This window comes from Campylobacter parajejuni (assembly GCF_046764905.1).
Taxonomy (GTDB): domain Bacteria; phylum Campylobacterota; class Campylobacteria; order Campylobacterales; family Campylobacteraceae; genus Campylobacter_D.
Window position 1 is genome coordinate 53,501 of record NZ_JBKORB010000002.1, and the last position, 22,458, is coordinate 75,958.

The 22,458-nt window shown below is 34.0% G+C and carries 19 protein-coding genes and 1 pseudogene; 10 read left to right on the forward strand and 10 right to left on the reverse strand.

Features of this window, described 5'->3' with window-relative positions; all coding sequences use genetic code 11:
• Positions 1–64: 64 nt before the first annotated feature.
• Positions 65–2,038 (forward strand): excinuclease ABC subunit UvrB, encoded by a 1,974-nt coding sequence (gene uvrB / locus ACLL8X_RS01965; protein ID WP_411989279.1) that lies wholly within the window; start codon positions 65–67, stop codon positions 2,036–2,038.
• Here uvrB and ACLL8X_RS01970 read toward each other — a convergent pair.
• From ACLL8X_RS01970 to ACLL8X_RS02015, 10 genes and pseudogenes are all read right to left on the reverse strand, one after another.
• Positions 2,033–3,964 carry a sensor histidine kinase gene (locus ACLL8X_RS01970; RefSeq protein WP_411989280.1) on the reverse strand — a complete coding sequence of 644 codons (1,932 nt, stop codon included), beginning with the start codon at positions 3,962–3,964 and terminating at the stop codon, positions 2,033–2,035. The genes uvrB and ACLL8X_RS01970 overlap by 6 nt on opposite strands.
• A gap of 2 nt (positions 3,965–3,966) precedes the next feature.
• Positions 3,967–4,575: a potassium-transporting ATPase subunit KdpC gene (kdpC, locus tag ACLL8X_RS01975; protein WP_411989281.1), complete on the reverse strand. Its 609-nt coding sequence runs from the start codon at positions 4,573–4,575 to the stop codon at positions 3,967–3,969.
• 1 nt (position 4,576) lies between these two features.
• The gene (gene kdpB / locus ACLL8X_RS01980) at positions 4,577–6,622 is read right to left on the reverse strand and encodes a potassium-transporting ATPase subunit KdpB (protein ID WP_411989282.1); all 2,046 of its coding nucleotides are present in this window, start codon (positions 6,620–6,622) and stop codon (positions 4,577–4,579) included.
• Positions 6,615–8,324: a potassium-transporting ATPase subunit KdpA gene (kdpA, locus tag ACLL8X_RS01985; protein WP_411989283.1), complete on the reverse strand. Its 1,710-nt coding sequence runs from the start codon at positions 8,322–8,324 to the stop codon at positions 6,615–6,617. Before kdpA ends, kdpB begins: the two co-directional genes overlap by 8 nt.
• A gap of 9 nt (positions 8,325–8,333) precedes the next feature.
• A pseudogene (locus tag ACLL8X_RS01990) lies at positions 8,334–8,521 on the reverse strand (potassium-transporting ATPase subunit F).
• A gap of 139 nt (positions 8,522–8,660) precedes the next feature.
• Positions 8,661–10,085 carry an anaerobic C4-dicarboxylate transporter gene (locus tag ACLL8X_RS01995; RefSeq protein ID WP_411989284.1) on the reverse strand — a complete coding sequence of 475 codons (1,425 nt, stop codon included), beginning with the start codon at positions 10,083–10,085 and terminating at the stop codon, positions 8,661–8,663.
• Positions 10,086–10,245: 160 nt separating this feature from the next.
• Complete coding sequence (locus tag ACLL8X_RS02000; protein ID WP_411989285.1) at positions 10,246–11,496, reverse strand: RNA polymerase factor sigma-54; 1,251 nt, start codon at positions 11,494–11,496, stop codon at positions 10,246–10,248.
• Positions 11,496–12,224 (reverse strand): LPS export ABC transporter ATP-binding protein, encoded by a 729-nt coding sequence (lptB, locus tag ACLL8X_RS02005; protein ID WP_411989286.1) that lies wholly within the window; start codon positions 12,222–12,224, stop codon positions 11,496–11,498. The genes ACLL8X_RS02000 and lptB overlap by 1 nt, the downstream gene beginning before the upstream one ends.
• Positions 12,217–12,624, reverse strand: coding sequence for a tRNA (adenosine(37)-N6)-threonylcarbamoyltransferase complex ATPase subunit type 1 TsaE (tsaE, locus tag ACLL8X_RS02010; RefSeq protein WP_411989287.1), 408 nt, complete (start codon positions 12,622–12,624; stop codon positions 12,217–12,219). Before tsaE ends, lptB begins: the two co-directional genes overlap by 8 nt.
• Positions 12,621–12,866: an RNA-binding S4 domain-containing protein gene (locus ACLL8X_RS02015; protein WP_411989288.1), complete on the reverse strand. Its 246-nt coding sequence runs from the start codon at positions 12,864–12,866 to the stop codon at positions 12,621–12,623. Before ACLL8X_RS02015 ends, tsaE begins: the two co-directional genes overlap by 4 nt.
• A gap of 153 nt (positions 12,867–13,019) precedes the next feature.
• On the opposite strand from ACLL8X_RS02015, the gene ACLL8X_RS02020 reads away from it, so the two are divergent.
• The 9 genes from ACLL8X_RS02020 to ACLL8X_RS02060 all read left to right on the forward strand — a co-directional run bounded on the left by ACLL8X_RS02020 (position 13,020) and on the right by ACLL8X_RS02060 (position 22,446).
• Positions 13,020–14,240: an argininosuccinate synthase gene (locus ACLL8X_RS02020; RefSeq protein ID WP_411989289.1), complete on the forward strand. Its 1,221-nt coding sequence runs from the start codon at positions 13,020–13,022 to the stop codon at positions 14,238–14,240.
• Between the two features lie 15 nt (positions 14,241–14,255).
• Positions 14,256–14,699 (forward strand): 50S ribosomal protein L9, encoded by a 444-nt coding sequence (gene rplI / locus ACLL8X_RS02025; RefSeq protein ID WP_411989290.1) that lies wholly within the window; start codon positions 14,256–14,258, stop codon positions 14,697–14,699.
• Complete coding sequence (gene hslV / locus ACLL8X_RS02030; RefSeq protein WP_411989291.1) at positions 14,699–15,241, forward strand: ATP-dependent protease subunit HslV; 543 nt, start codon at positions 14,699–14,701, stop codon at positions 15,239–15,241. Before rplI ends, hslV begins: the two co-directional genes overlap by 1 nt.
• Positions 15,238–16,557: an ATP-dependent protease ATPase subunit HslU gene (hslU, locus tag ACLL8X_RS02035; protein WP_411989292.1), complete on the forward strand. Its 1,320-nt coding sequence runs from the start codon at positions 15,238–15,240 to the stop codon at positions 16,555–16,557. Before hslV ends, hslU begins: the two co-directional genes overlap by 4 nt.
• Complete coding sequence (gene era, locus ACLL8X_RS02040; RefSeq protein WP_411989293.1) at positions 16,554–17,429, forward strand: GTPase Era; 876 nt, start codon at positions 16,554–16,556, stop codon at positions 17,427–17,429. The genes hslU and era overlap by 4 nt, the downstream gene beginning before the upstream one ends.
• Entirely contained in the window at positions 17,419–18,510 is a 1,092-nt protein-coding gene (locus tag ACLL8X_RS02045) for a hypothetical protein (protein ID WP_411989294.1), read from the forward strand. The genes era and ACLL8X_RS02045 overlap by 11 nt, the downstream gene beginning before the upstream one ends.
• Positions 18,503–19,045: a hypothetical protein gene (locus ACLL8X_RS02050; protein WP_411989295.1), complete on the forward strand. Its 543-nt coding sequence runs from the start codon at positions 18,503–18,505 to the stop codon at positions 19,043–19,045. Before ACLL8X_RS02045 ends, ACLL8X_RS02050 begins: the two co-directional genes overlap by 8 nt.
• A gap of 93 nt (positions 19,046–19,138) precedes the next feature.
• Complete coding sequence (locus tag ACLL8X_RS02055; RefSeq protein ID WP_411989296.1) at positions 19,139–20,653, forward strand: peptide MFS transporter; 1,515 nt, start codon at positions 19,139–19,141, stop codon at positions 20,651–20,653.
• Between the two features lie 2 nt (positions 20,654–20,655).
• A complete protein-coding gene (locus ACLL8X_RS02060) occupies positions 20,656–22,446 on the forward strand; it encodes an aminopeptidase P family protein (RefSeq protein ID WP_411989297.1) in 1,791 nt (596 codons plus the stop codon).
• Positions 22,447–22,458: the final 12 nt, after the last annotated feature.

Sequence of the window (22,458 nt, forward strand, 5' to 3'; positions counted from 1 at the left end):
AGAATTAATTTACAATTAAGGCATTTTTTTTAAAATTTTTTACAAATTCATTCAAAGTAGAAAAATGTTAGAACTCACAAGCGAATTCACACCCAGCCCTGACCAACAAAACGCCATACAAGGCATAGTAAAAAGCATAAAAAAAGGCAACAAATACCAAACCCTACTAGGCGTTACAGGAAGTGGAAAAACCTTCACTATGGCAAATATCATTAAAGAATTAAATATCCCCACTCTCATTATGAGCCACAACAAAAGCCTTTGTGCGCAGCTTTATAGCGAATTTAAGGGCTTTTTTGCGAAAAATCGCGTAGAGTATTTTATCTCTTATTATGATTATTATCAGCCTGAAGCCTATATCCCACGCACTGATGTTTTTATAGAAAAGGACAGCTCTACTAATGAAGACTTAGAACGCTTAAGATTAAGTGCCACAGCTTCGCTTTTAAGCTATGAAGATGTGGTGTGTATCGCTAGTGTATCGGCAAATTATGGGCTTGGAAATCCTAATGAATATATAGGTATGGTCTTAATCTTTGAGCTGGGTATGCAAATTTCACAAAAAGAACTTTTGAAAAAACTTGTAGATATGGGCTATAAAAGAAATGATAATTTTTTTGATAGGGCTGATTTTCGCGTGCAAGGAGATAGTATTGATATTTATCCTGCTTATTATGAAGATGAAGTGATTAGGCTTGAATTTTTTGGCGATGAACTTGAAGCGATGTATCATTATAATGTTTTGGAAAATAAAAAAACTAAGGATTTAAAACGCTTCATACTCTATCCTACAAGCCAATTTAGCGTAGGTGAAGAACGCTTAAAACAAGCCATCAAAGACATCAAAATAGAGCTGAATGAACGCTTAGCGGAATTTGAGCTTGAAAATAAGCTTGTAGAATATCAAAGGCTTAAACAAAGAGTGGAATTTGACCTTGAAATGCTTACAAGCACAGGGATGTGCAAGGGAGTGGAAAACTATGCTAGGCATTTAACAGGGCTAAAAGCAGGCGATACACCCTACACGCTTTTTGATTATTTTGCTATTAAAGATAGAAAATTCCTAGTTATAGTCGATGAAAGCCATGTGTCCTTACCCCAATTTCGCGGGATGTTTGCAGGCGATAGGAGTCGTAAGCAAACCTTAGTCGATTATGGTTTTCGTCTGCCTTCAGCCTTGGATAATCGTCCTTTAATGTTTGATGAGTTTATCCATAAAAATTGCCAATTTCTCTTTGTTTCAGCCACTCCCGCACCGCTTGAACTTGAACTAAGTAAGGAAAATATTTTTCATCAAATTATGCGTCCTACGGGGCTTTTAGACCCTGTAATAGAGCTAAAAGACAGCGACAATCAGGTTGAAATTTTATTTGATGAAGCCAAAAAAGTCATAGCTAGGAATGAAAGAGTGCTAGTAACAGTGCTGACTAAAAAATTAGCCGAAGAGCTTACAAGGTATTATTTAGAGCTTGGCATAAAAGTCAAATATATGCACTCTGATATTGATGCTATCGAACGCAATGAAATTATTCGTGGCTTAAGAAGTGGGAATTTTCATATGCTAATAGGCATCAATCTGCTTAGAGAAGGACTTGACTTGCCTGAAGTTTCACTCATTGCCATTATGGATGCAGATAAGGAAGGTTTTCTAAGAAGCACTACAAGTTTAATCCAAACTATGGGTAGAGCAGCTAGAAATGTCAATGGTAAGGTTTTGCTTTTTTGCAAAAAAATCACAAAATCCATGCAAGAAGCTATGGATACCACCAATGAACGCCGCAAACTTCAAATGGCTTATAATAAAAAACACAATATCACTCCAAGTTCAGTCAAACGCCATTTAGAAGAAAGTTTAAAAAATGAAGAAGATTTAGGCGAAATTTATCGCAAAGGCAAAAAGCTAGAAAAAATGCCAGCAAGTGAAAGAGCAAAACTTGTCAAAGAACTGAAAAAACAAATGCTCAAAGCAGCTAAAGCACTAGAATTTGAAAAAGCGGCTGCAATTAGAGATGAAATTAATAAATTAAGGGATTTATAATAAAAATATATCCCTTGTTCTCACTCCCGCTTCATTAAGTAAGGCACTTAAAATTTCATACTGAAAGTCTTGCAAGGGGCGTTTTTCTTTCAAAACTATACCTATAACTCCCTTAGTTTTTTCTCCATCTTCTATAGGCAAATACATAGCATTAGCGTTAGGCAGAGTGTTGGTGCAAACACCAGCTCTTTCTTTGTTTGTTGCAACCCATTGAGCAATGGCAATCTCATCAGCACTAAAGCAATTTTTTAACATTTGCTTATCGTCATTAAAAAATAATAAGGGCTTGGATAAAATATTATTTTTATTCATGGGATAAATAATAATAGGTAAATTAAGCAATTTTAAAGCCTGATTTCCAAGTTGTTCCCAAAGCTCTTGTTTGCTTTTTACTCTTGCTAATTTTTCACTATTTTCAAGTAAAATCGCAGTCCTATAAGCTCTTTTAGTGAGTTCTTTGGATTGTAATTTTAATCTCCTTGTAAAAACAGCCGTTAAAAATCCCACTATAAACATAGTTGTAAAAGTAATAATGTTTCCACTATCGTGAATCTTAAGACTAAAAATAGGTTCTAAAAAGAAAAAATTATAAATCAAAACACTTACCAAAGAAGAATAAAAGGCAAAAAATTTATTATCAGAAATGAAAGAAGAAGCAAAAACCGCCAAAATAAAAATCATCACTATATTACTTGACTGAGTATTAAATTTATGAAATACAAAAGCTATAAAAGTTGCCAGAAACAAAACCCCTGTGATTTTTAAAAAACCTAAAAAGTCAAAACCTTTTTTACTGCGTATTTTTGGAGTGGAAATTTGATTTTCATTTACAAGATACAAATCAATATTAGGTGCTTTTTTGGCAACAGCTTCAAAAATTTCTTCTTTAAATTTCTTTTTGTCTTTATTTTTGCCCAAAACAATCTTAGAAACATTGCTAATACTGGAATATTCTGCAATTTGTCTTGCCATATCATCATCATAAACGCTAATGATTTCAGCATTAAAACTTTTAGCTAACTCTATATTTTCTTCTAAGGTTTTTTCTTCTTCAGCATTAGGATTTTTTATATAAAGTGCGCTTAATTTAGCATGAAAAGCTAAAGCAAGTCTTGCGGCCGCACGAATAACCTTTGCATTTGAAGCATTAATACAAACTAAAATATGCTCTCCAGTATGATAAGCTAAATCATCATTAATAAGCCTTTGTTCGCTTGCTCTTAAATTCACCCTTGAAGCAAGTCTTCTTAAGGCAATCTCACGCAAAGCTATAAGTCTTTCTTGGCGGAAGAAATTTTCAAGTGCGAGTTTAGCTTGTTTTTCTTTGTAAATTTTGCCTTCTTGCATTCTTTTTAAAAGCTTACTAGGCTCAATATCAACAAGTTCAACTTGGTCAGCCTCATCAAAAATACGATCAGGAATACGCTCTTTAACTTCTATTTTGCTGATATTTGCTACTAAATCATTTAAACTTTCTAAATGTTGTATATTTAAAGTAGTATAAACATCAATTCCTGCTTTTAAAAGCTCTTCTATATCCTGAAAACGCTTTTCATTACGTAAGCCTTTAGCATTAGTGTGTGCAAGTTCATCCACTAAAACCAAAGCGGGTTTTCTCTTAAGGGTAGTATCTAAATCAAATTCTTTTAAAATTATATTTTTATAAGGAATTTCAAGATTAGCTATACTTTCAAAACCTCGTGTTAAAGCCATCGTTTCGGCTCTATCGTGAGGTTCTATATAGCCTAAAACAACATCAATACCATTATCTCTTAAAGTCTTAGCTTCACTTAACATAGCATAAGTTTTTCCAGAACCTGCAGCATAACCTAAGAAAATTTTTAATTTTGCAAGTTTGTTTTTTTCTTCTTCTTTGGCTTTAACTTCAAATTTTTTAAGAATTTGCTCAGGGCTTTGTTTTTGCATTTTTATTCTTTGTTTATGACTTTAGCAATGGCTATATTAACGGCTAAAACATTAACTTTTTCTTCCCCAAAAATCCCTAAAAATTTAGACTCGGTATTTTCTTGGATGATTTTTTCTAATTCTTCTTTGCTGAGTTTTGAGTATTGGGTTATTCTAGGAATTTGCACTAGAGCTGCTTGAAGACTGATATGAGGGTCAAGACCTGACCCTGAAGCACTTAATAAATCCAAAGGGATTTGCTCTTTTGAAATTTGGGAATTTTCATCTAAAAATTTTTGCAAATCTTTTTGTATGCGTTCTTTTAGAGCAGGATTTGACATAGCATAATTAAATCCACCTGAGCTTACACTGCTTTGATTTATTTCGCTTGTGTTATAATTTACAGCAGAAATTCTAGAATGTAAAAAATAAGGCTTAGTAAATTCCTGCCCCAAAAGCTTTGAACCTACTGCTTTACTTATATCTAAAGTTACATGACCTTCTTTATCCACTAAACTTCCACTTGATTGATAAGGAAAAATAAATTTTGCAAACGTATTTAAAGCAAAAGGATAAACAAGAGCACACAATATCAACATTACCACAAAAAAACTAAGCAAAGTTCTAAGCATATCACACTCCTAAAATTCCAAGTATCCAAGCTGTAGGAATATCAATTATTTTTATCCCTATAAAAGGTGCTATCATACCACCTAAACCATAAATGCTCAAATTTCTTAAAAGCAAATGTTCGCTTTTCATAGGCTTAAATTTCACTCCACGCATAGCAATAGGTATAAGCAAAGGTATGATAATAGCATTAAAAATAAGTGCCGATAAAATAGCACTTTGCGGGGTAGCTAAATGCATAATATTTAAAATTTGCATTTGGGGCAAAACCACACTAAACATAGCAGGTAAAATAGCAAAATATTTAGCTATATCATTTGCCATACTAAAAGTTGTAAGACTACCTCTAGTGATGAGCAAACCTTTTCCTATCTCAACTACTTCCAAAATTTTAGTAGGATTAGAATCAAGGTCTATCATATTCGCCGCTTCTTTGGCTGCTTGAGTGCCTGAATTCATAGCTATACCCACATCAGCTTGTGCAAGTGCGGGAGCATCATTGGTCCCATCTCCTGTCATAGCCACTATCTTGCCTTGAGCCTGTTCTTTTTTAATCGCTTCTATTTTATCTTCAGGTTTGCATTCTGCTATAAAACCATCAAGACCTGCTTCTTTGGCTATAGTGGCCGCTGTTAAAGGATTATCCCCAGTGCACATTAGGGTTTTTATGCCCATTTTTCTAAGCTCATCAAAGCGTTCTTTAAGACCCGGTTTTATCGTGTCTTTTAGATAAATCACTCCTAAAATTTTTTCATTTTTACATACTACTAAAGGAGTGCCACCAAGATTTGAAATTTCCATCACTTTAGCTTCCAAATCACTAGGAATTTTTCCATTCATTTTACTTACATAGGCTCTTATAGCATCAAAAGCACCTTTGCGAATTTTTGTATCATCTTGCAAATCCACACCGCTCATTCTATTTTGAGCGCTAAATTCGATAAATTCTTTAATATTATTATCTTCTAGTTTATAACCCATTTTTTGAGCCAATGCAACTATGCTTTTACCCTCTGGAGTTTCATCTTTTAAAGAAGACAAAACACAAGCTTGTATCATTTCTTCCTTGCTGGTATTTTGAATTTCATAAAATTCACTTGCTAAACGATTCCCAAAAGTAATTGTTCCTGTTTTATCTAAAATCATAGTATCCACATCACCACAACTTTCAACAGCCTTACCTGAAAGTGCAATAACATTAAAACGTGTAACCCTATCCATACCTGCTATTCCTATAGCTGATAAAAGCCCTCCTATGGTTGTAGGAATGAGACATACAAGCAAGGCTACCAACCAAGAAATAGGCAAATTTACCCCTAAAAACTGCATAAAAGGACATAAGCTTACAACTACTACTAAAAAACTCAAACTAAGAACAATCAAAAGAGTATTTAAAGCGATTTCATTTGGGGTTTTTTGACGTGCAGCACCTTCTACAAGCTTAATCATTTTATCCAAAAAACTTTCTCCAGCTCCAACTAAAATTTTAATTTTTAAAAAATCAGTTAAAACCATAGTCCCACCCGTAACCGAAGAAAAATCACCACCTGCTTCACGCAAAACAGGAGCGCTCTCGCCTGTAATAGCCGACTCATCAACACTTGCAGCACCTTCTATAATTTCTCCATCATTAGGTATAAGCTCTCCTGCTTTAACTAAAACTATATCGCCTATTTTTAACTCGCTAGAGTTAAGCATTTCTTCACTGCCATCGCTTTTTATGCGTCTAGCCTTAGAGTCTTTTTTGCTTTGTCTTAAGGTAGCTGCTTGGGCTTTACCTCTCCCTTCTGCAATACTTTCTGCAAAATTTGCAAAAAGCAAGGTTATAAATAAAATAAAAGTGATTAAAACATTGTAAATTCTTTCATCAGAATTCCCATTAAACAAAGTAGGAAAAATACTTAAAATCAAAGTAAGAATAAACCCAATCTCCACCATAAACATAATAGGATTTTTTACCATAAAGCGTGGGTCAAATTTTAAAAATGCTCCTTTTATGGCATTATGTAAAATTTCTTTTGTAATGAGTTTATTTTGTTTTTTAGACATTGACTCTCCTTAAATGCCATAAAGATAAATACTCCGCAATGCCTGACAAAGTAAGCACAGGAAAAAAAGTAAGTGCGGAAAAAATATAAATAATACAAACAAGCACAAACATAAAGGTTAGGTTATCGGTTTTTAATGAATTTGCAGTGTTTTCTTGAGTGTTTTTAGCCAGAAGCGAACCAGCAATGGCAAGTTGAGCTATTAAAACCCAATAACGCCCACAAAACATAACAAAAGCTGTGCTTAAATTCCAAAATAAACTATCATCTTTTAAACCTTCAAGCCCTGAGCCATTATTTGCAGCTGAAGAGCTAAATTCATACAAAATTTGAGCCAAACCATGAAAGCTAGGATTGCTTATGCTATCTTTTGCAAAAACGACGGCTAACGCACTAAAAACAAGAATTAGCAAAGGATGGATAAGAATAACTAAAGCTATAAGCTTCATTTGTGTGCTTTCTATTTTTTTGCCTAAAAATTCAGGAGTTCTGCCTATCATCAACGCACAAATAAAAACACTTAAAAGCACATAAATCATCATATTCATAAGTCCTACCCCCTCGCCACCAAAAACTACATTTAACATCATATTTAGCAAGGTTACACTCATACTTAAAGGGTTTAAACTATCGTGCATATTATTTACGCTTCCTGTGGTAAAAGCAGTAGTTACAGCACTAAACAAACTTGAACCATCTGTGCCAAATCTTATTTCTTTTCCTTCCAAATTCCCCAAATTTGCATTTAGACCCAAAGAATTCAAATTTGGATTTGACATTTTTTCAGCAAAATAAATTAAAAGTAAAGAAAGAATAAAAATAATACTCATTGCACCAAAAATAACTCCCCCTTCTTTTCCCATAAGAGTAAAACCCTGTCTTTCTTTTTTATGATAAATCATCAATCCAAAAGCTACAACACAAGCACTAGGAATAAGCATCATTGATAAAATTTGTAAAAGATTTGTAAGCGAAGTAGGATTTTCAAAGGGCATACTCGAATTAGCTCCAAAAAAACCGCCCCCATTTGTCCCTAAGTGTTTGATAGACTCAAGAGCTGCAACAGGACCTGTGGCAATACTTTGAAATTTATTTTCCAAAGTAAGCACACTAAAATTCGCATGATAATTTTGCACCACACCTTGAGAAACAAAAATCACAGCCAAAATAAAACTTAAAGGCAACATCAAACGCGTAATAATACGCGTAAAATCTTCATAAAAATTTCCCATACGCATACCACATAAAGCACGACAAAAAGCCATACAAGCAGAATATCCACTCGCACTTGAAACAAACATAGCAAGCAAAATGCCCGTATTTTGCGAAAGCAAACTCAAAGCACTTTCTCCACTATAATGCTGCAAATTTGTATTTGTAATAAAGCTAATTGCGATATTTAAATTTAAGTCCCCTTTTACAGAATCGATAAAATTAGGATTTAAAAAAAGCTTATCTTGCAAATAAAAAAGCATAAAAGAAAAAAGAGCCACCAAAGCATTAAAAGCGATTAAATGCAAAGAATATTTTTGCCAAGTCATATTTTTTCTATCAATTGCACAAATTTTGTAAATTAAATTATCAATAGGATTAAAAATAAAATCAAAAATCGTTTTTTTACCACTTGCAATTTTATAAAGATAATGCCCAAAGATTATAGCCAATACAAAAGCTATAAGCAGCGTTATTAAAATTCCTAGCATATCTTTCCTTTAAAATTTTTCAGGATATAATAGAGCGTAAAATAAATAAAAAGCAAGTATTAAACTCAAAAATAGCAAAAATATCATCCACGTGTCCTAGTTTGATTTTCACAAAAACGGATAAAAAACCATAAGCTACTAAAAGTCAAAAGTAGAAGCAAAGCAAAGACAATATCCATAAAATAGACCTTTTTCATTGATTCGAATGGGATTTATTCTATCCTTGTTAAGCTTATATTTTAATTAATATTAATTTTATAATTTGTTTAAAATTTTTTAGCTTTATTAAATAAAAAGTCAAAAGAAAAACCTAACAGGAAAATTCCTGCTAAGTTTTTAAAGATAGCCAGCGGCCATAGCGATAAAATAACCCGCTATACAAGAAGAAATCACACCAATTAAACCCGGTAAAATGAAGCTATGATTGATGACAAATTGACCTATGCGAGTAGTGCCAGAGCGGTCAAATTGTATAGTTGCTAAGTCGCTTGGGTAAGTTGGTAAAATATAATACCCATAACAAGCCGCTGCAAAAGCCACAATTACGCCCGGTTCAACACCAATTCCTAAAGCCAAAGGCACAAAAGCTGAAATAGCCGCTGCTTGAGAATTTACAAATTTAGAAATTAAAAGAAGCATTACAGCATAAGTCCAAGGATGCTCTTTGACTATATCTCCAAGTGCTGCTTTCATCATAGGAGTATGAACAGCAAACATAGTATCTGCCATCCAAGAAATTCCAAAAACCGCAACAAGTGCTATCATACCGGATTTAAAAATTTCATTAGAGCCGATTTTTTTCGCTTCGGTTTTGGTAAAGATGATAATCAAAGAACCCGCTAAAAGCATAAACATTTGAATAACAGAAACCATAGACAAAACATCTATTTTAGGATTACCCAAAGCATCAACTTGCGGAACACCATTTTTTACAATTTGCCCCCAATTTGGACGCAAAGAATCAAACACACCTAACAAAGCCACCAAAGTAACAGCTCCTAAGAAAATCCACATTGCAATCCAATTGCTTTTTGGAAGCTGAACACCTAAGAGTGTTTTGGTCTCTCCATAAACATATTTTTTAAATTCAGGGTCTTTAAGTTTTTCTTGAAAAATTACATCTTTATCCAAATCTTTCCCCCTAAACCAAGAAAAAATTCCTATACACAACACACCAAACAATGTGCTAGGTATAGTGATTTGAAGAAGATTAATATAACCATCAAATCCAGCTAATTTGTGTTCAGAATTTAAAAGCAAAGCAGTTAAACTTACAACAGCCACAGACACAGGAGAAGCGATAATGCCCATTTGAGAAGACACAGAAGCTGCCGCCATAGGACGCTCAGGACGAATACCATTTTTTATAGCAATATCATAAATAATAGGCATAATTGTATAAACCACATGCCCCGTCCCACAAAGTATAGTCAAAAAGCAGGTTACAAAGGGTGCTAGTATGGTTAAAAATTTAGGATTGCGTCTTAAAATTCTCTCTGCGATTTGAAGCATAACATCCAAACCACCACTTGCTTGCAAAGTTGCACTCGCAACCACCACTGCTAAAATCGTAAGCATAACATCTATGGCAGGTTTTCCCGGTTTTATATGAAAGGCAAATACAAGCATCAAAATACCTATACCACCGAGCAATCCAAGTGCTATACCACCCTTTTTTGCACCATAAAAAAGACAAATTAAAACAATAATGATTTGGATTGCAAACTGCCATCCTTCACTAAGGCTAGTTAAAAAGTCCATTTTAACTCCTTTAAAAAATTAAATATTTAAAAATAGTTATTATTGTATCACATTTTTAAATTAAAAAATAATATTTTTAAAAATAAAATAATAGTTTTTTAAATAATTTAAATTAAAATTAAATGTTAAAATAAAAAAATGAGTGCATTTTAGGCAAAATTTAGCCTTCCAATTCATATAGCTTTTTTCTATCTGTGGAGCTTGCTATGTTAAGATGTTTGCGGTATTTTGTGATGGTTCTGCGTCCTATATCGATTTTAAATTCTTCTTGGATTAATTTAAGAATTTTACTATCGCTTAAAGGCTTGTTGCGGTTTTCGTTTTTTATTAAATTAGCGACAAATTCTTTAACGCCAACATTGGAAGTCTCGCCTTCTTCATCCAAAGCAAAGGCAAAAAAATCACGCAAAGGGATAAGCCCCCTTTCACAGCTTAAATATTTATTTGCCACAGCCCTTGAAATAGTAGAAGCATTGCGTTCTAAGTCAAACGCTAAGTCTTTAAAAGTCATAGGTTTTATATCTTTTCCCATAAAAAAATCATATTGATATTCTACAACCATAAGCCCTATTTTATAAAGAGTTGCCTTTCTCATCGCTAAAGCATCGACTAAATTTTTCGCTTCTTTAATATAATGGCTTAAAAAATCATGTTCTAAACCATCTGTTTGGATTGAAATTTCAGGGTAATAATCATCATTGATTTTGACTTTGATTTCGCCGTTTTCCTTATAAACAAAAATATCAGGGATAATCACACGAGAATCTTCAAAATATTCCAAAAAAGGCGGGGTGCTAAAACGCTTAAGTATCGCCAAAGCTTCTTTATATAAGGGTTCTTTGGTGTAATTTTGTATATTTTCAAAATCCATAATAAGCACCCTACAAAACTCATCAAGTTCTTCATCAAGTTCTACATTTTCAAGGGCAAATAAAAAAGCTTCTTTGTAATCCTTAGCCCCCACGCCCACAGGTTCTAGGAATTTAAACCTTGCTCTTACACGCTCAACCTCTTCTAAAGCATACTCTTTTAAAAATTCTTCATCATACTCAAAATATCCTTCTTCATTTAAACACTCTACAATCTTTTTTGCGAGTTCTTGGGATTTGCTTGTAGGAAAAAGTGGGGGAAGAATTTGCTCCCCTAAAAGCTCATAAACGCTTTTTTTGGCAATTCCTTTGCCATCAACGAGAGCTGAATTGACATTGTGCTTGTAAAACGAATCAAAATAATTTTTACCATTAGCCTGAGTTTGTATAGCGTCCTTGACATTTAAAAAAGGATTTTCTTCTGCAAATTTGTCTAAATTTTCTTTTAAATCTTCTATATTTGCTTGTAAAATCGGCAACCAAGAGCGTAAGGTTTGAGAAATTTTACTCTTGGGTGCTTGGGTAATTTTTTGTTTTAACATCAATCAAGGAGTTTAAACTCCGCTCCTAAATAATACTTTTTCACATCTTTATTATTCGCAATTTCATCAGCATTTCCACTGGCTAACAAAGAGCCTGCCCTTATAACATAAGCCCTGTCGCAAATGGCTAAAGTTTCTCGCACATTGTGGTCTGTAATCAACACCCCAATACCTAGCCTTTTAAGCTCCTTAATCAAGCTTTGAATTTCAGCCACTGCAATAGGATCAACCCCAGCAAAAGGCTCATCAAGAAGTAGAAATTTAGGCTCACACATCAAACTCCTTGCAATCTCACAACGCCTTCTTTCTCCCCCGCTTAAACTCAAACCCTTTCTTAAACGAATAGGCTCTATGCTTAAAAGTTCAAGCATTTGCTCAACTTTATCATGTAAAATTTTTTTATCTTTATAAAAAATTTGAGCCGCCAAAAGCAAATTATCTTCTACACTCAAATCCTTAAAAATACTGCTTTCTTGCGGCAAATATCCTATCCCCGACCTTGCTCTTTTATTCAAAGGGTCTTTTGTTAAATCCAAACCATCTAAAAGAACTTTTCCACTACTTGGAGCAATAAGTCCGCATATCATATAAAAAGTTGTCGTTTTTCCAGCCCCATTTGGACCTAAAAGTCCAACAACTTCTCCGCTATTAAGCTCTAAAGAAATTCCATGTATAAGCTTAGTTTTTTTAATGATTTTTTCTAAATTTATAATTTCTAATTTACTCATCAATCTCATACTTTCTTTTATTGTCTTCAATGCTAATTTTAATTTGAATGCTAGAAATTCCAAATTTCATCAAAGTCTTTTTCAAATTTTCATCCCCCCATTCAACCAAATGCAAAGCTTTTTCAAAAAAATTTTCAAACAAACCATTTTTTAAAAGCCCTTCCAAACCAACTTGATAAATATCATAGTGATAAATACAGATATTTTGATTTTCATATTTTTGCATTATAGAAAAAGTTGGAGAATCCACCTTCTCATCAAGACCAAGAAATTGAACCCAAGCTTGAATTAAGCTTGTCTTTCCACTAGCTAAATCCCCTTGAAGCAAAACAACACCCTCTTTAGGTAGCACTTCAAGCATTATCCTAAGCTCTTCCTTGTTTAAAATAAATTCTTTCATAATTTTATTACATATTCATTTTGTGCGTTTTTAGGAATGCTTTTGGTATTAGGCAAGGCTAACACTTTATATTTTTGAGTGTATTGGGTAAAATGTAAAGTGATAATATCGCCTATTTTAACCTCTTTACTCGCCTTAACAATCACACCATTAATCCCTACCACACCACTTCTACACATATCTTCAGAAATAGCTCTTCTCTTTGTGATATTCACTACATTTAAAAATTTATCCACTCTCATAAAAGCAATTTTAGCAAAAAAAATCAACTTTTGGAACAAAATTTGCTTATAGCTTAACTTTATTTTTTAAGAACTTAGCAAGAAAAACTTTTCTTTAATGAAATTTAGATACAATTTAAAGCTTAAAATCAATTTTAATATAAGGATAGCTCTATGAAAAATGAAGTAAAAAAAGTAGTTTTAGCCTATTCTGGGGGGCTTGATACGAGTATTATTTTAAAATGGCTTCAAGATGAATATAATAGTGAAGTCATAACCTTTACAGCCGATATTGGTCAAGGCGAAGAGCTTGAACCTGCCAGAATCAAAGCCCTTTCTTTAGGCATAAAAGAAGAAAATATTTTCATTAAAGATTTGAAAGATGAATTCGTTAAAGATTATGTATTTCCTATGTTTAGAGCTAATGCTATTTATGAAGGAGAATATCTTTTAGGCACAAGCATAGCACGCCCTTTAATAGCCAAAACTCAAGCACAAATTGCCTTACAAACGGGTGCTAATGCCCTAAGTCACGGCGCCACTGGCAAAGGTAATGACCAAGTGCGTTTTGAGCTTGGCTATCTTGCCTTTGCACCCCACTTAAAAATCATAGCTCCGTGGCGTCAGTGGGATTTAAACAGCCGTGAAAAGCTCCTTACTTATGCACAAAAACACGGCATTGATATTTCTAAGAAAAAAGGCAAATCGCCCTATTCTATGGATGCAAATTTACTTCACATTTCTTATGAAGGACTTGTTTTAGAAGACCCTGCACACGCGCCTGAAGAGGATATGTGGAGATGGAGCAAAAGTCCAAAAGACGCCCCTAATGAAAGTGAAATTATAGAGCTTGATTTTGAAAAAGGGGATTTAGTAGCGATAAACGGAGAAAAACTAAGCCCTGCAGGACTTTTAACTAAACTAAACGAACTAGGTTGCAAACACGGCATAGGACGCCTTGACATAGTAGAAAATCGCTATGTGGGAATGAAAAGCCGTGGTTGTTATGAAACTCCGGGTGGGAGCATACTGCTAAAAGCACACAGAGCGCTTGAAAGCATTACGCTTGATAGGGAAGCAGCACATTTAAAAGATGAGCTTATGCCAAAATACGCTCATTTAATTTACAATGGCTACTGGTTTTCGCCTGAAAGAATGATGCTTCAAGCTTTAATCGATGAATCACAAATTCACGCTAATGGTAGAGTAAAACTCGAACTTTATAAAGGCAATGTGATGGTTATAGGACGCGAAAGTGCCAATGATAGCTTGTTTAATGCAGCTTATTGCACCTTTGAAGAGGATGCAGTGTATAATCAAAAAGACGCAGAAGGCTTTATCAAGCTTAATGCTTTGCGTTTTATCATCGCAGGTAAAAATGGAAGAAAATTTTAATATCAAGGAATATAAATGAAAGTTTTATTAATCAAAGATGTAAAAGCACTTGGAAAAGCAGGTGAAATAAAAGAAGTAAAAGATGGCTATGGTCAAAATTTCTTAATCGCCAAAGGCTTTGCAAAAGCAGCCACTAGTGAGGTTTTAAGAAAATATGAAAGCGATAAGTTAAAAGAGGCTGAAAATTTACGCTTTGAAATCGCAAATTTAGAAAAATTAAAAGAAGAGCTTAGTAAAATCACTCTTGAAATTTCAAAACCTGTGGGTGCTAATGGCAGTTTGTTTGGGGGTGTAACCAAAGATGAAATCGCAAACGCTTTAAAAGAACAAAGCCATATAGAAATTGACAAAAAAAGCTTAGAATGCGATACCTTAAAAAGTCTTGGAATTCACGAAATTAGCGTAAAGCTAGGACACGCCATTCACGCTAAATTTAACATAAACATAAAGGCAGAATAATGTTTCATGCAACAACGATTTTAGCCTACAAGGGCAAGGATAAATCCGTCATTGGAGGTGATGGTCAAGTAAGCTTTGGAAACACGGTATTAAAAGGCAATGCTGTGAAAATTCGCAAACTCCATCACGGCAAGGTTTTAGCAGGTTTTGCAGGTAGCACGGCTGATGCTTTTAATCTTTTTGATATGTTTGAGAATTTGCTCCAAAGTGCAAAGGGCGATTTGCTTAAAGCGGCTATTGATTTTTCAAAAGAATGGCGTAAAGATAAGTATTTAAGAAAGCTTGAAGCGATGATGTTGGTGCTAAATAGAGAGCATATTTTTTTACTTTCAGGCACGGGCGATGTGGTTGAGCCTGAAGATGGAATGATTGCAGCCATAGGAAGCGGGGGTAATTATGCTCTTTCAGCCGCTAGAGCCTTAGCCAAACACGCCAATATGGATACAGAAAAGCTTGTAAAAGAAAGCCTGCAAATCGCTGGTGAAATTTGCATTTATACCAATACCAATATCAAAACTTATGTAATCGAGGATGAGAAATGAACCTAACCCCAAAAGAAATCGTTAAATTTTTAGATGATTATGTTATAGGACAAAAAAAAGCTAAAAAAATCATAGCCATAGCCCTAAGAAACCGCTACCGAAGAATGCAGTTAAGCCCTGAGTTGCAAGATGATATAGTGCCAAAAAATATCTTAATGATAGGTTCTACAGGTGTGGGAAAAACAGAAATTGCCAGACGCCTTGCTAAGATGATGGGCTTTCCTTTTATCAAAATCGAAGCAAGTAAATACACAGAAGTGGGCTTTGTAGGACGGGATGTAGAGAGTATGATAAGGGATTTGGCTAATGCGGCTTTAAATTTAGTCAAAAACGAACAAAGAGAAAAAAACAAGGATAAAATCGATGAATTTATAGAAAATAAAATTTTAGAAAAGCTTCTGCCTCCCTTACCCAAAGGCGTAAGCGATGAAAAACAAGAAGAATATAAAAACAGCCTTGAAAAAATGAGAACCAAACTAAGAAAAGGCGACCTTGATGAAAGCATTATAGAAATAGAAATTTCGCAAAATATGTTTGATACCAATCCTAACCTACCTCCTGAAATGGGGGCTATGCAAGATATAGTCAAGGTCATAGGCGTAGGCAGTAAAAAAGTCAAAAAAGAAATGAAAATCAAAGACGCCAAAAATGCTTTAAAAAACGAGGCAGGAGAAAAAATCCTAGACCAAGAAAGTATCAAAAATGAAGCTCTTAAAAGAGCAGAAAATGAAGGCATAGTCTTCATAGATGAGATTGATAAAATCGCTGTTTCAAGTAGTAATTCAAATCGCCAAGACCCAAGCAAAGAAGGGGTGCAAAGGGATTTATTGCCCATAGTAGAAGGCTCAAGCGTTCAAACAAAAATCGGCACTCTAAAAACAGACCATATACTTTTTATCGCAGCGGGAGCTTTTCATCTTAGCAAACCAAGCGATTTAATACCCGAGCTTCAAGGACGCTTTCCTTTAAGAGTGGAGCTTGATAGTCTTGATGATAAAGCACTTTATGAAATTCTAACCCGTCCAAAAAATTCACTTCTTAAACAATATGCCGAGCTTTTAAAAACCGAAAATTTAGAGCTTGAATTTGATGATGAAGCCATTAAAGAAATAGCAAAAATCGCTTCAAGGGCAAATGAAGAAATGCAAGATATAGGTGCTAGGCGTTTGCACACGGTAATTGAAAAATTGCTTGAAGATTTAAGCTTTGAAGCTGATGAGTATGCGGGTAAAAATTTCAAAGTCGATAAAAAAATGGTAGAAGAAAAACTTGGAGACATTATAGAAAATAAAGACCTTGCAAGGTATATTTTGTGAAAAGTGGCTTTGTGAGTGTCATAGGACGAACCAATGCGGGTAAAAGCACGCTCATTAACTCCTTGCTAGAAGAAAAAATCGCCCTAGTTTCTCACAAGCAAAACGCCACAAGGCGTAAGATTAAAGCCATAGTAATGCATGAGAAAAATCAAATCATTTTCATCGATACTCCCGGACTTCACGAAAGCAGTGCTACACTCAACCAGCTACTTATTCAAAGTGCTGTTAAATCCATGAGTGATTGCGATGTGATTTTATTTGTGGCTAGTGTTTTTGATAGCACAAAAGACTATGAAAATTTTCTTAGTCTTAAGCCCCAAGTTCCCCACATCATCGCTTTAAATAAAGTCGATTTAACCGACAATGCTACGCTTTTAAAAAAACTGAGTGAATATGCAAAATTTAGCGAACATTTTAAGGCGATTATTCCTTATTCTTCTAAGAAAAAAAGCTACAAAAAAGGCTTACTAGATGAAATGCTAAAATATTTGCCACAGCACGAGTATTTTTACGAACCTGAATTTTTGAGTGCAAGCAGTGAAAAAGAACTTTATAGGGATTTCATACTTGAAAGTATTTATGAAAATTTAAGCGATGAACTTCCTTATAGCAGCGAAGTGCTGATAAAACGCACCAAGGATACGCCTAAGCTTTTAATCCTAGAAGCATCCATCATCACCGACACAAACTCTCACAAAGCTATGCTCATAGGAAAAGATGGCGTGGCTCTAAAAAGAATAGGCAAAGATGCTCGCTTTAAAATTTCAAAACTAGCACAAAAAAAAGTCTTGCTAAAGCTCTTTGTGCAAGTGAAAAAAAACTGGCAAAAAGATGAAGAATTTTTAAAAAAACTCTTAGGCTATGAAGATTAATTTTTCACGCAAATTTGATTTTTTACCCTCTTCTTGTCTGCTTTATATCCAAAAAATAGGCTCGTATAAAGAAGATGCACTTTTTCAAATTCTAAGTAGCGATTTTAAACTAGCAAAGCCTTTTGATTATCAAATGGCGTTTTTTAAAAATAATGAAATTTATCATTGCTTTTTAGCCCCTATTTCTAAACTAAAAAAGAGTCGTTTTTGCTTTCCCGAACCTTTAATTTTTCAGGCTTTATTTGATGAAAGATTGATTGAAGAAAGGGATTATTGTATTTTGAATTTGTATGATAAGACTTTATATTTATGCTTTTACCAAGAAGGAAAATTTAACAATCTTAAAAAAATTGAAAATTTCAACCCAAATAATATGGATTCATTTTTTAAACAAAATCGCTTTATAGAACTTTTAAAACACTATGAAAGCAAAGTGCTACTTTATAGCGATTTAGATATAATCAAACCCTACTTCTCATCTCAAATAAAATGCCTGAATTTAAACGATATTCTTCATAAGAATAGTTTGCTGAAATTAAGTTCATACAGCATAAAAAATTTAGATAAAAATTGTAATTTTATCAAGCATAACAAAATAAAAATATCCTTTTGGGTTAAAATTATATTATTATTTATTTTTAGCCTTAGTCTTAGTATGATGGTTTTATTATTTAAAGACTTTTTAGAATATAAACAAAACAAAGAACTTCAAAACAAAAATCTCATTTTACAAAAAGAACTCAACAAATTAGAAGATGAAAAACAAGAACTTTTAGCCCATTTAGAAAATTTAAACCAAAATCTTGTGAAACAAAATAGCACACTTTTAAAGCAAGAAGAGCTTTTAAACAGGCTTAATAAGGAAGTTAATAAAAACAAAGCTTCTATGCTTTATAAAATCCTTTTAGAACTTAAGGGCTTAAAAATTTCAGCTTTAAAACTTGAAAATTCTAAATTTAGCCTTGTTTTTAACGAACAAGCAGACTATGAAAACGCCTTAAACAAACTTTTAACTCATTTTCGTCTTCTTAAAGAAGATAAAACGCTTTATACTTTAGACTTGGAGTTTTTAGATGAATGAATTTAAGCTAGAAAATTTAAGCCTTAGAGAGAAAATTCTACTCTGCCTTGCTACTTTTTTACTGGCAATTTTTCTATCCTTTCACTTTTATCAATATTATTTAAAAGACTTTTTTACTTTGGAATTTTTTAGCTTAGATGAAAATATTAATGAAAAAATAGTCTTTAATCAAAATTTAAAAGCTCAAATAAAAAAGCTAAGACAAGAATTAAACCAAAGCCGTGAAAAAAGCTTAAGCTATGAAAATTATCTCTCCTTCTTTGATAAAAATAGCCAAGAATACATCGCAAAGCTCTATGATTTAGCCCTTGAGAATAAGCTTAAAATCCAAAAACTAACTCAAAACTCACCCAATCAAGTTTTACTAGAGCTTGAAGGGGATTTTTATCCCTTGCTTTATTTTATAGCCAAAGTAGAAAATTCCAATTTAGCTTATCAAATTCACAGCCTTGAAATGAATAATGCTAAAAATCTCCATCTTTATCTTAAGCTAAAAATATCCTTCATCACTCTAGAAAATATAGATAAATTGTAACACATAGTAATCAAAAATAAAAAATATCCCATCAATAAATAAAATTTATATGATTTTTCTGTTATAGTAATGAAAAATCAACAAGGAGATAATATGAATACAAAAGAAAACGCACTCGATAAGGCTTTTATAGGACATCCCAAGCCCTTATTTAGCCTATCCATCGTGGAGCTTTGGGAAAGGTTTTCTTATTATGGCATTAGACCCCTACTCGTGCTTTTTATGGCAGCAGTAGTTACTCAAGGGGGGTTAGGTTTAGAAAGAACAGACGCAGCTGCCATTGTGGGAATTTTTGGGGGTTGTTTATATCTTGCAGCCTTGCCGGGTGGCTGGATAGCTGATAATATACTGGGGCAAAAAAGAGCCGTTTTTTATGGGGCTTTTATCATAGCCTTAGGACACTTAAGCATAGCCCTTTCAATCTTTAATTCCCTTATGTTTTTTATAGGACTTGCACTTATAGTCATAGGCACGGGACTTTTTAAAACTTGTGCTTCTGTAATGGTCGGTATGCTTTACAGACAAAATGATGTAAGAAGGGACTCAGGCTTTACTATTTTTTATATGGGGATTAATATAGGAGGCTTCATAGCTCCTTTAATTTGTGGCTTTGCCCAGCAACAATACGGCTGGCACATAGGCTTTGGTATGGGTGGTATAGGTATGCTTATTAGCTTACTTATTTTTTATTTTAAAACCATTCCAGATTTTGATGAATTTAAAAATAAGGTCGGTATAGAGCAAAATTGGGACGCTCCTTTACACCAAAATAAAAACGCCAAAACCATACTCCTAGCCGCTGTTGCTATTGCTATTGCTATATTTGGTTTAATCGCAGCAGGATTTATAGACCTAAGTCCCGTATCTTTAGCTAGAAAAATGGTTATGATTATTATCGTTTTTACGGCTATTTATTTTCTTTATCTCTTCTTTTTCAACAATCTTAGTCTTAAGGATAAAAAAAGTCTTGGCGTTGTCCTTATACTCTTTGTAGCCTCGTCATTTTTTTGGTCTACTTTTGAGCAACAACCCACTTCTTTTAATCTTTTCGCTCAAGATTTTACCGATAGAATAGTCTTTGGCTTTGAAATTCCTACCACTTGGTTTCAAGCAGTAAATTCCCTTTTTATCATACTTTTAGCACCCGTTACAAGTGCTTTGTGGATTTTCCTTGCTAGAAAAAATCTTGAAGTTAGCTCCATAGCCAAATTTATCATCGGTCTTTTAGGGGCTGCGGCTTGTTTTGGTATTATGCTTCTTGCTTCTAAACTCATTATCGCAAATGGCGGAGGTCTTGTTTCACCTATGTGGATAGTGGTGAGTCTTTTTTGTCTAACCATAGGCGAATTAGCACTTTCACCCATAGGTTTATCCATAATGACCCAAATCGCTCCAAAGGCTATAAAAAGTCAAATTATGGGCTTATTCTTTGTTTCCATAGCCTTAGGCAATGTAGTAGCGGGCTTAGTCGGCGGCGAAGTTAGCATAGAAAATATCGATGTATTGCCAAGTGTCTTTGGGCAAAGCGTTTGGGTCTTACTCATAGTAGCTGCTGTGCTTTTCATCATCAAAAATCCTGTGATGAGAATGCTTAAAGAAAAGGAGTAAATATGAACACTTACGCACAAAGAGTTGAAAAACTAAGAGCCTTAATGCAAGAAAATGATATAGACGCTTATATTGTTCTTAGTGCAGACCCTCACTTAAGCGAGTATTTACCTGAATTTTATCAAAGCAGGGTCTTTATGAGTGGCTTTAAAGGCTCTGTTGGAATCCTAGTCTTTACCCAAAAGGACGCCTTTTTATGGGTAGATGGAAGATATTGGCTTCAAGCCCAAAAGGAGCTTGAAGGCAGTGGCATTATACTTCAAAAGCAAGATACAAAAAATACCTTCATACACTGGCTTGAAACTCATCTTAATGCAGAGCAAACTTTGGGCGTGGATTTTTGCGTTTTATCCCTAGCCTTGCAAAAGGATTTGCAAACAAAATGTAAGGCGAAATTAAAACATATGGATTTGATTGCTCCCCTATGGGAAAATCGTCCAAGTCTGCCTAAAAATGAGATTTATGAACACGAAGCAAGCTACTGCTGCCTTCCACGCAAAGAAAAATTAACCCTATTGCGTCAAAAAATGGCTGAGTTAAAAGCAGAAAATCATCTTATTTCTAGCCTAGATGATATAGCTTATCTTACGAATTTAAGGGGAAGTGATGTGGAGTATAACCCTGTGTTTTTAAGCCACTTACTCCTTAGAAAAGACGAAACTTTGCTTTTTGTAGATAGGCAAAAAATTTCTAAGGACTTAGAAGAAAAATTACAAACAGATGGAATTATTCTTAAAGACTATGAAAGTCTTGCAAAAGAGCTTAAAAAGCTTCAAAACACCACCTTACTCATCGAGCCTTTAAGGATGACAGCCTTTTTTATTTCTTGCTTGGAAAAAAGCGTTACTCTCATAGAAGAGCTTAATCCTAGCACCCCTTTAAAAGCTGTTAAAAACGATAAAGAAATCGCTCACATACAAGAAGCTATGATAGAAGATGGAGTGGCTTTGTGTAAGTTTTTTGCTTGGCTTGAAGAAGCAATAAAAAATGAAGAATCAATAAGCGAATTAGACATCGATACTAAGCTAAGCGAATTTAGGTCGCAAAGTCCTTATTATATCAGCAATAGTTTTGCTACCATTGCAGGCTTTAATGCCAATGCCGCCCTGCCTCATTACAGAGCCACTAAAGAGCATCACGCCTATCTTAAAAAAGATGGACTTTTACTCATAGACTCAGGAGCTCAGTATAAAAATGGCACCACAGACATCACAAGGGTCGTTCCTATTGGGAAATTTAGCCAAGAGCAAATTAGGGATTATACCCTTGTTTTAAAAGCCTATATCGCTATGTCAAGCACTATTTTCCCTAATCACATCGCTATGCCCTTGCTTGATGCTATCACTAGAGCACCCTTATGGAAAGAACAGCTTGATTATATGCACGGAACAGGACACGGAGTGGGATATTTTTTAAATGTGCATGAAGGTCCTCAAGTGCTTTCTTATTTTGCTCCTGTTCTTGAAAAAACTAAGGCTAAAGAAGGTATGCTAACTTCCATAGAACCGGGAATTTACAGAAGCAATCAATGGGGAATAAGACTTGAAAATTTAGTCTTAAATGCAAGGGTTGAAAATCCTAAAAATGAAGGATTTGGCGAATTTTTATATTTTAAGGTTTTAACCCTTTGTCCTTTTGAAATAGCAGGTATTGATACAAAAATGCTAAATGCTGATGAGAAAAAATGGCTCAATAGCTATCACAAAGAAGTCTATGAAAAACTAAGCCCTCGCTTACAAGATGAACCAAAAGCTCTAAAATGGCTAGAGCAAAGAACAAAAGAGCTTATTTAAATAAGCTCTTTG